A 13,662-nucleotide genomic window follows, 5' to 3' on the forward strand; every position below is an offset into this window, starting at 1 on the left:
AAACTACAGTGAGAGCTTCAATGAGAGCTTAGTAGTGAAGGATAAGGGAATGAAGGAAAAGTGAATACAAGCTTTTCACTTTTCCTGTATGAGTTAAAGTTTAACTGGCTTTAGGTTATTGTCGTTAACTGATGACTCTGAGATATCGCTTTGCGAGATTTTAGCTGGCTTAACACCAAGTAAACAGGCAAGAGCAGGCAATAAAAAGATTGCTCCAAATACGTTAACTAAAAACATAAACGCGAGTAAAATCCCCATGTCAGCCTGGAATTTTAGAGCTGAAAATGCCCAAGTTCCTACACCTATCGACATTGTAACAGCAGTAAATACTGCGGCTGTTCCACGGCTTTTCATTGCTTGGTAGAATGAATTTCGTAGATCATGGCCTTGATAAAGTGCGTGCTGCATCTTTTCATAAATATAGATCCCGTAATCAACACCCACGCCTATACCTAAGGCTATTACGGGTAACGTTGATACCTTCAGACCAATTCCAAGCAATGCCATTAATGCATTACAAAGAATACAAACCAGCATTAGTGGCAGGATCACACATAGAACACCTCGAGCAGATCTAAACGTTATCCAGCAAAGCAAACTAATAGCGCTAAAGATAGAGATTAGCATCTGTACTTCTGCCTTTTCAACGGCTTCATTGGTAGCTGATGCCACACCAGCATTACCGCCTAATAGTCTAAATTCCGCGTTATTTAGTTGTTGTTGGTCGGTAAAACTCCTAATCTCGTTAACGACATGCTTTAATGTCGCATCTTGGTGATCAGCTAAATAAACCTGCATGTTAATGGTTTTACAGCCATTATCGTTAAGTGCGTGCAAAGGGTTGGCAGCACTGGCACCGGCTAGTAGTGCATTAGAGTCTCGCTGTAGCGTTCGCCATAAAGGATTACCCTCATTGTTGCCTGAAACATAAAGCTTAGCTAAACCTGCTGTTGTCTTAACAGAGCGTACACCATCGACTCCTCTCATATGCAAATCAAAACGGTCTATGGCGTTCATAATTTCCCAGTCGAGGCAAGACTCTTCTCGATTATAAGTCTCTAAGTACACAGACAATACGTCCATACCAATAGAGTAATCCTTGATGATTTGTGCATTATCTAGATTGTATTGGGAGTCTTCTCTGAGTTCTGGTACGCCACTGCCAATATCGCCAGTGAGTAACGAGCGAGACTGCCAGGTCCCTAAGGCTAATAAAATCATCATTACAGTAACAGATGCTATAGCAGGCTTAGGTGTCGCTAAAGCGGAGACTTTCCACCAAATCTGTTTTTGTTTATCAATTACTTCATCGTTTTTGCGGAGCGCCATTTTCTCGAGTGTGAGATAAGATAATATTACAGGCATGAACATTTTGTTGGTAATGATCATCAATGCCACGCCTAAACAGGCTGTCATACCAAGCTCTTGTACCATGGGGATATCAATAACCATGATGACCATGAAGCCAAGGGCATTTGCCAGTAAGGCAACAGTTCCTGGTATAGCCAATTTTCGAATAGCATTCACCGCCGCCTCGGGCGAACTATTGCCATCAAGTACGTCTTGTTTCCACACATTAGTCATCTGTACAGCATGGGAAACACCGATTGAAAAAATGAGAAATGGTACCAGAACCGACATAGGGTCGATGCCGTAACCGAGTAAAGGTAATATACCGAGTAACCAAACAACAGGCAGCAACGCAACAGCGATTGCTAATAAGGTGAGCTTTATTGATAAAGTATAATGCCAAAGTAGCAGCAAAGTGATAAAAAATGCGATGACAAAAAACAACAGCACAGTTGATAAACCGTCCATCACATCGCCCATCACCTTAGCAAAACCGATGATCTGGATCTCAATTCCAGCTCCGGCCAACTCACTGCGAATTTGTTCTAAGTGTGCAGCTACCTGCGCGTAATCGGTGGCTAAACCCGTTTCAGGATCCATTTCCATTAAATCTGCTTGAACCATCGCTGATTTCAAATCATTAGAAACGAGATTTCCCACTTGACCAGATTTAGTCACATTAGTGCGTACCCAATTAAGTCCAGCCTCATCAGCGGTAAAACGAGAGGGGATAACGACATCTCCCATAAAACCGAATTCAGTGACTTCCATATACCGGACTTCAGGAGCGAACAAGGATCTTACTGTTGTTCTATTGATCCCTGGCGTAAATATAACTTCATCATGGACTTTTCTTAAGCGAGCAAGAAATTCAGCGTTATAAATATCACCTTCACCGGTCCAAGTCATGCTAACCATGATGCGGTTACTTCCGGTAAATGTATTTGAATGCTTTAAAAAAGCCTGCATATACGGATGCTGAATAGGAACCAGTTTGGTAAATCCGGGATCAAAGCGTGTATCGAGGGCTGAGTAACTTAACAATAATGTGATTAATAGAAACAATAGCCCTAAAGGTTTCCTTTTAAGGATCAGCTGATTGGCGGTAAAGTCTACAAAACGTTTAACTAAACTAATATCTTTCTGCCTTGGTTGAGTGGGAATTGATTGAGGTTGCGACATAGAAAACTCCAAGGGGTGCCGGTTATGTATTCGAATTAGTATTTGGTTTTACGATTTTTCTGGTTTCTGTTTTAGCCGTTTTTTGTTGTTTTAAAGAGTGATAAAAAATGCCTGAGTCACTAGCTAAAATGATATTGCCGGAAGGTAAAACCGCCATATCAGTTACAGATAGACGTCCTCCGCTGCGGAATATGCTAAATGTCTCACCTTGATCAACACTAGATAAAACAATGCCACCTTGGCCAGCAAGAAGTAGTTCTCCGGACGATAGTGTTAAATGAGTAAATAGAGAAATAGGGTAAGGAAAATCGACTTTATGCCAATTATTGCCATTGTCTACCGTGCGAAATATATTGCCTCTCATACCATATACCAGCCATTTACTTCCGCCTAAGTGCAGACCTCCATACAAAGAACCATCGTAAAAAGTTGGTAAAGAATGCCAATTTTCGCCGTAGTCGTTTGAGCGCAGTACGGTTCCGGCTTCGCCAACCATTAACCAATTTTGTTTGTTATCGTCGCTCATTAAGCCATTTAGATGCCAATCGGTTCCTTCTGGAGCAGATATTTTTTGCCAACTTTCCCCATCATCATATGACACCATAGACTTGCCAAAAGCTCCCACCGTAAGCCATTGGCCTGAATCTAATTTAGCAATGTTAAACAGGGGATCACTCATCGTTTTATCGAATGCGACCTCTCGCCAAGACAAGCCGCCATCGGTGGTTTTTAATATCCAACCTTCATGTCCTATTGCAAGACCAGTATCTGGTGAATCAAAAACCATCCTCGTGATAAGTGCATGCCGCTGCTTGGTCACGTTAGTAGGCTGCCATGTTTTGCCTTCATCGGTAGACAATAAAAGCGAACCTAGTTCTCCACTTGCGACAAGCCCTGCCGAAGTGACTTCTATATTCGTGATGTTCATGTTAGTGACAGGAATGTCGTTAGCTGATAGAGGTGCAGATTCTCTTGCTGAAAAAGCAATTAAACCTGCTGTAGCGACAATGAGTGAAATAGAGATAGTAAAAAATATATGCATAACTCTCCCGATAGGAACTTCCCTAAAGCAGTCAGTTAATAAACTGCTGTTATTTAAATCAAGTTAACCTTAAAGACGTATATTTTGGCGCTGCCTGACAATGTTGTTATTAAACAGCTTGTTGCAACAGTTTTATCGCCCTAAATTCTTACCATGTCTAGGGGGGGATACATATTGCTTGTAGGCTCATTATTACCAGTTGACTTAGAGTCTCATCGTCCAAATGAGCTAGGAGCTAAATAGGAGTTTTATCGCTCTTTATTGTTTTAGTCCGAATTAACGATGAGTGTTTCAGGCGGGTATGGAACCCTCAACAACAGTGCAGTGTGATGTTTTGTTTGCAAAACACTAAATGAACAAATTTTATCGATAATTGGGGAGTGAATATTGATGAGTAACCATAGTGAAGTGATAGCGGCCGATTTGGAACAAGAAGACTACATGACCGTAGACGCTCAAGCATTAATCGAGCTTGCCACTGCTTTAGTGCCAAAACTTGCTGAGCGTGCTAAACAAACAGAGCTTGATGGTAAGGTTTCTGAAGAATCAGTCAAAGAAATAGCTGCTGCAGGCCTATTTAGAGTATTACAACCAAAAAGATGGGGCGGAGCTGAACTCGATCCTCGTGTGTTTTACCGAATTCAAATGATTTTGGCTCAGGGTTGTATGTCAACTGCATGGATATATGGGGTTATTAGTGTTCACAATTGGCAACTGCCTTTGTTTCCTGAGCAAGCTCAACAGGATGTTTGGCAAAAAGACGACTCGACCTTAATCGCGTCAACATATATGCCTGTAGGTAAAGCGGTGCCTGTAGAGGGCGGTTATATGTTCTCAGGACGCTGGGGGTTCTCAAGTGGTTGTGAGCATTGTGAATGGATTTTCCTCGGGGCGTTATTGCCTAAGGAAGATGGCAGTGAAGGGCTTGAACATACGACTTTTCTGTTACCTAAGTCAGATTTTACCATTGACAAGAACTGGGATGTCCATGGCCTTAGAGGAACGGGGAGTCATGATATCGTTGTTGATAATGTATTTGTTCCCGCTCATCGTACCCAGCGTACTAACAACCATAGTGATGCTGGCTGTCCAGGTAGAGAGCTCAATAATGGTTGGTTGTACAAAATCCCGTTTACACAGGTCTTTCAACGTGCGGTTTCAACAGCTTGTATCGGTGCGCTAGACGGCGCGATTAATGAATTTAAGCAAAGAGCCTCTATGCATGTAGGTAAGCACGGTAGTAAAACTGCAGAGGATCCTAATGCACAATTTGCTGTCACAGCAGCAATGATGACAAGCGATCAGCTTAAGTTAGTCATGTTAAGAAATTATCAGCGAATAGTTGACTGCGTAAAATCCAACCAAGTAATGGATGTTGAAGAACGTTTATTACAACGAGCTCAAGCTGCATCAGTGCCGAAATTGTGTGGTGAACATGTTGATGATTTACTTAAAGCTTGCGCAGCTTCTGGTTTATATAGATCTAATCCTATCGAACGGATATTTAGAGATATTCATCAGGCCCGCGGACATATCGCGAATAATGGTGATGCCTACATGCGTGCACATGGTTCGGTCATGCTTGGACTACCAAACCTTGACCCATTTATTTAGTCGCCTTATTAGATAACCCATTTGCTGGAAAGGAGTTGCCATGTCTTCATCTCGTTATCACCATTTGACTGTGAGTCATATCATCGAAGAAACTGAAGATTCACGTTCTTTGGTGTTTGATTTACCTGAGAGTTTACGTCAAAAGTTTGCATATAAGGCAGGGCAATTCCTTACTTTTAGGATCCCTAAAAACGGCGAGTATTTATTACGCTGCTATTCATTATCGAATACGCCAAAAGACTCTTCATTAAAAGTGACCATTAAGCGTGTTCCAAATGGCTTAGTATCAAGCTGGGTAATGGATGAGGTAAAGGTCGGAGATAAGATAGAAGTAATGCAACCGGCTGGGATTTTTGTCCCTAAATCCGTTAAGGGAGATATGCTGCTTTGTGCTGGCGGCAGTGGCATTACTCCGGTATTTTCAATATTGCAAACAGCATTAGCGCAAGGCGAAGGCAATATTCGTTTGATTTATGCTAATCGTGATGAAAAATCAGTTATTTTCAAGGAACAACTGAAGGCATTAACCTGTGAATATCCAAATCGCCTTGAAGTTATACACTTAATCGATTCAGTATCAGGGATCCCAAATCCGTACTTACTTGCGCGATTAGCCCAGCCATTCTCTGGTTTATTAAACTTTGCTGGTGCGTTTATATGTGGTCCTGGGCCTTTCATGGATTCGATGGAAAAAGCACTCGAGTCAATTGATATGTCAGCAGATAAAATTTACATAGAACGCTTTATTTCGTTACCCAATGAAAAAATTGTTAAAACAGACGAATTGATAGACGAGCAAAGTATTGCAGCCACTGAAGATGAGCATTTATCACCTGAGTTAGACCAGCGAATAGATGCCCGAGCGATTATTGAGCTAGATGGACAATCACATTCTGTCAACTGGAGCAAAACCGATACTTTACTTGAGGCGGCAGAAAAAGCAGGTTTGTCACTTCCACATTCATGTAGGGAAGGGATGTGCGCCTCTTGCATGTGTGAAGTAAAAGAAGGAAACGTAAAATTACGTATTAATGATGTACTGAGCGAGCGTGATTTAAAGCAATCTTTAACCCTGAGTTGTCAGGCGGTCCCATTGTCGGAACACATCAGAATTTGTTACACCTAACACAAATTAACGGGCGTTGTTGTAAAATCGCCCGTTAATTTGCGCTAATGCACTTTTATCAAGTTAAACAAAAATCGCTTAGTAAAGGCGGTTAATACTCTTTTTACCTAATGAGCGACAAATACTAGACTAAAGTCTCGAATTTATAAGCGCTTAGCGCAAAGGTGCGCCTCGTAGAGTTTAATGTCGTAGTCAGATTATTTAGTAAAATAATCACACGTAAAACATCCCTAAAGTCCATTTTTTCACCTCTTCACAATTGACGCTGTCAAGTTCAGTTGACGCTGAGCTACCGACTGAAATTAACAATTTTATAACTATTTGTTATCAATAATGGCAATGGGTTATGTTTGTAGTCTCAACGGACGATGGCGTAAAACTCAGCCTTTTTTACTCTGATTAATACCTAACAAACCGTGATATGCGGTTTAGCTTGGCGCAATTTATGGCCAGCGGCATCATCTAAGGAGATTAAGATGCAGTCAAATAGTATTAATCGTGCTCGCCTTCAAGGAAAAGTCGCATTTATTACGGGGGCGGGAAGTGGTATTGGCGCAGCAACAGCTGTTCGCTTAGCTGCTGAGGGGGCGAAGGTTATGATCTGTGGTAGAAATCAGCAGCCATTAGATCTTGTTGTTGAACAGATAAAGCAAGATGGTGGAGTGGCTCAGGCTGTGATTGCTGACGTGTCGAATGAATTTGAACTCGTATCAGCGATTGAGCGATGTGCTTGCGAATATGGCTCATTGGACATTATGGTCAATAATGCGATGGCATTTACTTGGGGCAGTATCGAAGAGATGGACACCCCATCTTGGCATGCAAATTTTAAGACATCAGTAGACGGTACCTTTTGGGGAACAAAGGCTGCGATGAAATTAATGAAACAAAATGGCGGTAGTATTATCAACCTATCATCTATTTGTGGAGAACTTGGAACAGCATGGATGTCAGGTTATAGCGCAGCTAAAGCGGCTGTCACTAATTTTTCCAGAGCAGCAGCGGCTGAAGGTGCGGCTAGTCGTATTCGTGTCAATACCGTGATCCCTGCTGTAGTAGAAACACCCGCGACAGAGGGCATGTTATCAGACCCCGCTACTCGTAAAAGCACCGAGCGATTAATACCCATGGGGAGAGTCGGACAACCCGATGAGTTAGCGTCAGTGATCGCGTTTTTGGCGAGTGATGATGCTTCATATGTTACAGGCGTGAGCTTACCCGTTGATGGTGGTCGCTCGGCAGTACTCGTAACGGCCTTGGATTGAGGTAGCAATGATAAATAACCAATGTATACAAGCCAAACAAAAATTACTTAGCCCATTGAAGCTAGGTGAGATAATCCTCAATAATCGCGTTGTTATGGCGCCAATGACTCGAAATCGAGCTAACAGTGACGGTACACCCACTCAAAGTATGGTTCAACATTATGCGGATAGAGCATCTGCGGGGTTAATTGTTGCTGAAGGGACCTGGCCTAGCCATTCTGGCCAAGCATATAGTAGGCAGCCAGGTATTGAGACCAAAGCGCATTGTCAGGCGTGGCGCCATGTCACTGATGCTGTGCATGCTAAAGGTGGCAAAATCGTGTTGCAAATAATGCACAGTGGACGGATTGGCAGTAAGCACATAAAAGGTGAAGCGGTTAACAGTGTCGCGCCTTCTGCAATACAAGCCGCAGGACAAGTTTATACCGACAGCGCAGGCATGCAAGACTTTGATATGCCGCTAGCCCTCAGCTCTGTTCAGATTGCAAAAGTTATAGCTGAGCATCGACAAGCTGCAATCAATGCCATTGAGGCGGGTTTTGATGGAGTAGAACTTCACTGCACTAGCGGTTATTTACCCATGCAGTTTCTATGTTCCGGAACGAACCAGCGTACTGATAAATATGGCGGTAGTAGCGATAAACGTGCAAGTTTTGCTTACGAATGTTTATTAAGTATGAGTGATGCCATAGGCGCAGGGCGTGTTGGCTTAAGAATTAATCCGGGAAATAGCTTTAACGATTGTTCTGATGACGATCCAGCACAAAGCCATATCAGTTTACTAAAGCAAGTTAAAAGCTTAAACCTTGCGTATTTACATGTGATGAAATCACCGTTAACTGACATTGATGCATTTGCGCTAGCGCGTGAGCATTTTAACGGACCGCTAATTTTAAACGACGGCTTTGAACCTAGCAGTGCTGCACAAGCGGTACAAGATGAGCAAGGTCAAGCGGTGTCTTTTGCCAGACATTTTATTGCCAACCCTGATTTAGTTTACCGAATTAATGATGACCTACCGTTATCAAAATTTGATCGGAAAAGCTTATATACCGCGGGAGATGCAGGCTACAACGATTATCAATCTCATCAAATAATAACCACTAGTTAAAAGCAACATATTAAAGGAATAAATAATGAAAATACTGGTACCTATAAAACGAGTGGTCGATCATAACGTAAAAGTTCGTATCAAATCTGATGGCAGTGGTGTTGACTTTAATAACGTCAAAATGTCAATCAATCCATTTGATGAAATTGCGATTGAAGAAGCGGTACGTCTTAAGGAAGCTGGTATTGCTACAGAAGTAATAGCGGTGAGCTGTGGGGCAAAAGTTTGCCAAGAAACCTTACGTACTGCTTTGGCCGTTGGTGCTGATCGTGCAATTCAGGTCGATACTGATGCCGAATTAGAACCTTTGGCTGTCGCAAAAACACTAAAAGAAATTGTAAAGCGGGAAGCCCCTCAGCTGGTTATTTGTGGCAAACAAGCAATCGATGACGATTGTAATCAAACAGGGCAGATGTTGTCTGCTTTATTAGGTTGGTCACAAGGTACTTTCGCTTCAGAGCTTAAAGTAGATGGTAATGAGCTAGCTGTGACTCGAGAGATCGATGGCGGGCTTGAAACTATCGCGCTTGGTTTGCCTGCAGTTGTTAGCTGTGACCTTCGATTAAACCAACCTCGATACGCATCACTACCTAATATCATGAAGGCTAAGCGTAAGCCATTAGAAGTTATTGAAATTAGTGAACTTAATGTAAATATTACACCACGGATTAAAGCCATAAAATATACCCTCCCGGCGTCACGCAGCGCAGGCGTTATGGTCGATGACGTTGCAGAGTTACTGAGTAAATTGCGTGAAGAAGCGCGAGTATTATAAGGAGATACTTAAATGAAAATGTTAGTTATAGCTGAACACGATAATACTCGAATAGCGGACGTGACATTCAATGCCATACAAGCTGCAGCGCAACTTGCAACGTATTCAGCAGATGTGAAAATTGAACTATTAATAGCTGGAGCTGATTGCCAAACTGTCGCTGACGAAGCTGCAACGTTAAGCCACGTAGATACAGTGCGTTGTGTAGAGGCTGCTCATTATGGTGCAGGTTTAGCTGAAAACCTAGCGAGTCTAGTTGTTGAGCTTACTGCTAAATACCAATACCAGGCAGTGATTGCAGCAAGTAGTAGTTTTGGTAAGAATGTTACTCCACGTGTAGCTGCGTTATTGGATGTTGCTCAAGTATCTGATGTTACTGCAATTAATGGTTTCGGTGATTATACAAGGCCAATTTATGCCGGTAATATCATGTTAAATTGCGAATCAAGTGATCCAATTCAGGTATTGACGATTAGACCAACGGCTTTTGATAAAGTCACAACGGGTGGTAACGCTGAATGTATCCATGAGAACTCGTCACAAGATCTTGGTTTATCGAGATTAATCAGTCGTGAATTGTCTGAATCAGACAGACCAGAGCTTGGTGCGGCAAATATTATTATTTCTGGAGGCCGTGGCCTAGGTAGTGGTGATAACTACAAACAAATCCTTGAACCATTGGCTGATAAACTTGGGGCGGCTTTGGGGGCCTCTCGAGCTGCAGTTGATGCAGGATATGTACCTAATGATTATCAAGTAGGGCAAACCGGTAAGATTGTTGCACCAGAATTATATATTGCGGTCGGTATTTCTGGTGCGATTCAGCATCTTGCGGGTATGAGTGATTCACAGGTGATCGTTGCAATTAATAAGGATCCTGATGCTCCCATTTTTCAGATTGCTGATTATGGCTTGGTTGGAGATCTGTTCACCGCAATTCCAGAGTTAACTAACGCATTAACGTAAGATTAATGTTATCCGTATAGGTTGGTACAACAGCCTATACGGAACCAATTTAAAATAACTAAAATTAAAAAATTAATTGGAGGGTATTTTGCCGAATATTAACCTAGATATTGAATTCTATAACGACCTAGTTGAGTCCATTTATGAGGCTGCACAGAATAAATCCAGTTGGTCTGAGCCGCTGGAGGAATTGAGAAAGTTATTCAGTGCTAATTACGTCACCTTAATACTCAAACAACCCTTACCAGATGATGAGACTGGTGTTGGGATCATGATAGCGGTTGGCGGGGATTTAGATGATGACAGTAATATCCAATACTTGCCTTACGGGCATACTTTAACGCCCTTTAATGATCAAGAGCCGAATAAGATTGTCACGGTTGATGATTTGATGGACGAACAACAGTGGATAGATAGTTCGTATCGACGCCATTGGTGTATGCACAATGATGTTTATCATGTGATGGCCGTTGATATCTCAATACCTGATGTTGGTAATCTTCCCTTTAGGATCACCCGTGGTGAAACAGATCCCGCTTTTAGTATAGAAGATAAAGCATTATGTCAGTTCTTTGTTTCTCACCTTAGACGTGCGTTAGAGATCCACCTTCAACTTAATCGCAGTGAATCATTGGGCTCAATGTACTCACAGGCTATTGGCCGATTATCGATCGCCACTATTAAAATTGATGAGCAAGGAAAAGTATTAGATCAGAATATTTTTGCACGAGAAATTATTGAGGCAGGTGATGGCCTACGGATAGTGTGTGGCAAATTGACAGCGACTTCGAGTAGCGATAACCGAGAATTAAAACATTTAGTAAAAGGGGCTTTTGAACGAGCACGTAATAATCGCAAAAATATTCTGCCCGAAGCTATGTCAGTAAGTCGACCATCTTGTGAAGTTAACTTAGGTATTGTGGTTGAAGTAATCCCTGGGCTCGATTGGGCTGAGGGTAAGGGGCAAGCACAGGCTATTATCTATATAAGAGATTCCGTGAGTAAATCTCAGGCAAGTAGTGATATGGCAAAAAAGCTTTTTGGTCTTACACCAGCCGAAACAGCACTATCATTGCAATTAACTAATGGTTTGTCATTAGAGGAAGCTTCAGAAGCTCTCAATATACGTCGCAATACCGCCAGAGCACACTTACGAGCAATTTTTTCTAAAACAGGCGTACGCCGCCAAACCGAGCTGGTACGAATATTTCTCAATAGTGTTGCTGCGCTGGGATATAGCCACCGGGAGGCAAAAACAACAGAGCACACTAATGAAGAGTAATATGTTTGAGCTAATGACTCATATTCGTTCAGTTGCACATAACGGCGTTCTTTATAAGCGCCGTTACGACATTATTGCCCGGTAAATATCGCTCGTCTTTTTTCAAGAAAAGCCACCATCCCTTCGCGTTGATCTTGAGAGGCAAACAGTAACGCATTGGCCTTGCGCTCAAGAGCCATGGCAGCGGGGAGTGATGCGTCCATACCAGCAAGTATGACTTCCTTTATTTGTTCAGCAGCTAAAGGAGGCATACGAGCGATACGTCTAGCATTGCTTAAGGCTTGTTCTAAAACATTATTATCGGAGCACACCTCACTGACTAACCCGGCTGTAAATGCTTCTTGCGCAGTAATAGGGCGTCCAGTTAGCGCCATTTGCATAGCTTTTGCTTTACCTATCGCACGCACTAATCGCTGGGTCCCACCTATCCCGGGCATGATCCCAATAGCGATTTCAGGTTGGCAAAACGCCGCACTTTCGCCCGCCACGATAATGTCAGCTAACATCGCCAGTTCGCAGCCACCACCATAGGCATAGCCACAAACCGCTGCAATAACAGGCTTTGGGCATTGCTCAATTGGCGCCCATAATCTTTCGGTATGCCGTTGGTATATATCAATTGGACTGGCTTCAATAAGACTGGTTATATCACCACCTGCAGCAAAAACGTTATCACCACCGGTCAGTACGATACAGCGGACAGTATTATCATTAGACAATGAACTAAAGTGATCAGACAAACACTGCTGTAGCTCAAGACTTAACGCATTCGTCGCAGCAGGTCGATTAAGTGTCAATAGTGCTACGCCTTCCTCCGGCCTTTCTAGTAGCACTGTTTCTTGTTGCTTATCCAACTTGAATCTCCTCAATACGGTGTCGTACAGCAATATTTTTTAACCGAAGCGACGGTTAAAAAATAGCCACAAATTGATGTGGATTTATATTGATAGCCACTTTCTCCTTTAGCGCTACATTCGACATCGTCCATTTAGACGAAGCTAACTTTGCCTAGCTAATGATATTTATATAAGCCTCGGAAAACGGCGGGTAAATTTTAATTTAGGTCGTTACAAATATTACTAATGTAAAAGGGTAAAGTAATGCAGATTGATTACCAGAATAAAGTGGTATTGGTGACAGGAGGTACTAAAGGCATCGGTGCGGGGATTGCGACAGAGTTTCTTGCTGCTGGAGCCAAAGTCATTGTTTGTGGGCGAAGTGAGCCACAAACACTTCCGCGAGATGGCAACAATATTGCGCAGTTTATTTATGCTGATCTTAAGAAACAAGAGGATATTGAAACCTTATTTGACATCATTGCTACAGAATACCCCCGCCTTGATGTGGTCATTAATAACGCTGGAGGAAGTCCTTTTGCTCTGGCCGACAAGGCGTCTCCTCGATTTCATGAAAGCATTCTTCGACTCAATCTTATTGCTCCTTTAAATGTTGCTCAACAAGCTAACTTGGTCATGCAAAATCAAGAGTCTGGCGGCTCGATTGTCTTTATCGGCAGTATTAGCGCGCTTCGCGCCTCTCCAGGAACCGCCGCTTATGGGGCGGCAAAAGCCGCTATTTTATCTTTAGTTCAGTCTCTTGCAGTGGAATGGGCACCAAAAGTTAAGGTAATGGCTGTGAGCCCTGGCCTGGTTAAAACTGAGCAATCACACCTTCACTACGGTGATGATGAGGGAATAGCGGCTGTGGCTGAAACGATACCCGCTGGTCGATTAGCGGATCCAGCTGATATAGGCAAGGCCTGTTTATTTTTAGCCTCAGAAAGCGGTGTTTATGCTAGTGGTTGTAACTTATTACTTAACGGAGGCGGCGAGAAGCCTGCGTTTTTAATGGCTTCTAAAAATACTAAATAGTTAATTTTTAACATTAACTAAATGCTTTGTATGAGCTTAATTGATAGTGAATATACACCAGTTCAACAACATTATTTA

General features: G+C 42.5%; 11 protein-coding genes. 8 read left to right on the plus strand and 3 right to left on the minus strand.

Translation table 11 applies throughout. From position 1 onward, the window contains the following. Positions 1–93: 93 nt before the first annotated feature. Both SHAL_RS10970 and SHAL_RS10975 read right to left on the minus strand, forming a co-directional pair. A complete protein-coding gene (locus SHAL_RS10970) occupies positions 94–2,532 on the minus strand; it encodes an efflux RND transporter permease subunit (protein WP_012277188.1) in 2,439 nt (812 codons plus the stop codon). A gap of 22 nt (positions 2,533–2,554) precedes the next feature. Next, positions 2,555–3,574, minus strand: a complete 1,020-nt coding sequence (locus SHAL_RS10975; protein ID WP_012277189.1) for a WD40/YVTN/BNR-like repeat-containing protein — start codon at positions 3,572–3,574, stop codon at positions 2,555–2,557. A 390-nt stretch (positions 3,575–3,964) separates the two neighbouring features. Here SHAL_RS10975 and SHAL_RS10980 point away from each other — a divergent pair, with 390 nt between their 5' ends. The 7 genes from SHAL_RS10980 (at position 3,965) to SHAL_RS11010 (ending at position 11,713) form a co-directional block, all read left to right on the plus strand. Further along, positions 3,965–5,188 carry an acyl-CoA dehydrogenase family protein gene (locus tag SHAL_RS10980; protein ID WP_012277190.1) on the plus strand — a complete coding sequence of 408 codons (1,224 nt, stop codon included), beginning with the start codon at positions 3,965–3,967 and terminating at the stop codon, positions 5,186–5,188. 40 nt (positions 5,189–5,228) lie between these two features. Then, on the plus strand, positions 5,229–6,314 hold the full coding sequence (locus SHAL_RS10985; RefSeq protein ID WP_012277191.1) for a ferredoxin--NADP reductase: 1,086 nt from the start codon (positions 5,229–5,231) through the stop codon (positions 6,312–6,314). A gap of 476 nt (positions 6,315–6,790) precedes the next feature. Next, positions 6,791–7,579: an SDR family NAD(P)-dependent oxidoreductase gene (locus SHAL_RS10990; protein WP_012277192.1), complete on the plus strand. Its 789-nt coding sequence runs from the start codon at positions 6,791–6,793 to the stop codon at positions 7,577–7,579. Between the two features lie 7 nt (positions 7,580–7,586). Next, positions 7,587–8,690: an alkene reductase gene (locus SHAL_RS10995; protein WP_012277193.1), complete on the plus strand. Its 1,104-nt coding sequence runs from the start codon at positions 7,587–7,589 to the stop codon at positions 8,688–8,690. A gap of 25 nt (positions 8,691–8,715) precedes the next feature. Continuing rightward, complete coding sequence (locus tag SHAL_RS11000) at positions 8,716–9,465, plus strand: electron transfer flavoprotein subunit beta/FixA family protein (RefSeq protein ID WP_012277194.1); 750 nt, start codon at positions 8,716–8,718, stop codon at positions 9,463–9,465. 12 nt (positions 9,466–9,477) lie between these two features. Further along, complete coding sequence (locus SHAL_RS11005; RefSeq protein ID WP_012277195.1) at positions 9,478–10,431, plus strand: electron transfer flavoprotein subunit alpha/FixB family protein; 954 nt, start codon at positions 9,478–9,480, stop codon at positions 10,429–10,431. An 88-nt stretch (positions 10,432–10,519) separates the two neighbouring features. After that, a complete protein-coding gene (locus SHAL_RS11010) occupies positions 10,520–11,713 on the plus strand; it encodes a helix-turn-helix transcriptional regulator (RefSeq protein WP_012277196.1) in 1,194 nt (397 codons plus the stop codon). 71 nt (positions 11,714–11,784) lie between these two features. Here SHAL_RS11010 and SHAL_RS11015 read toward each other — a convergent pair whose 3' ends face one another. Continuing rightward, on the minus strand, positions 11,785–12,567 hold the full coding sequence (locus SHAL_RS11015; RefSeq protein ID WP_012277197.1) for an enoyl-CoA hydratase: 783 nt from the start codon (positions 12,565–12,567) through the stop codon (positions 11,785–11,787). A 246-nt stretch (positions 12,568–12,813) separates the two neighbouring features. On the opposite strand from SHAL_RS11015, the gene SHAL_RS11020 reads away from it, so the two are divergent. Beyond that, positions 12,814–13,584, plus strand: coding sequence for an SDR family oxidoreductase (locus SHAL_RS11020; protein WP_012277198.1), 771 nt, complete (start codon positions 12,814–12,816; stop codon positions 13,582–13,584). Positions 13,585–13,662: the final 78 nt, after the last annotated feature.

Source organism: Shewanella halifaxensis HAW-EB4 (assembly GCF_000019185.1).
In the GTDB taxonomy this organism is placed as follows: Bacteria; Pseudomonadota; Gammaproteobacteria; order Enterobacterales; family Shewanellaceae; genus Shewanella; species Shewanella halifaxensis.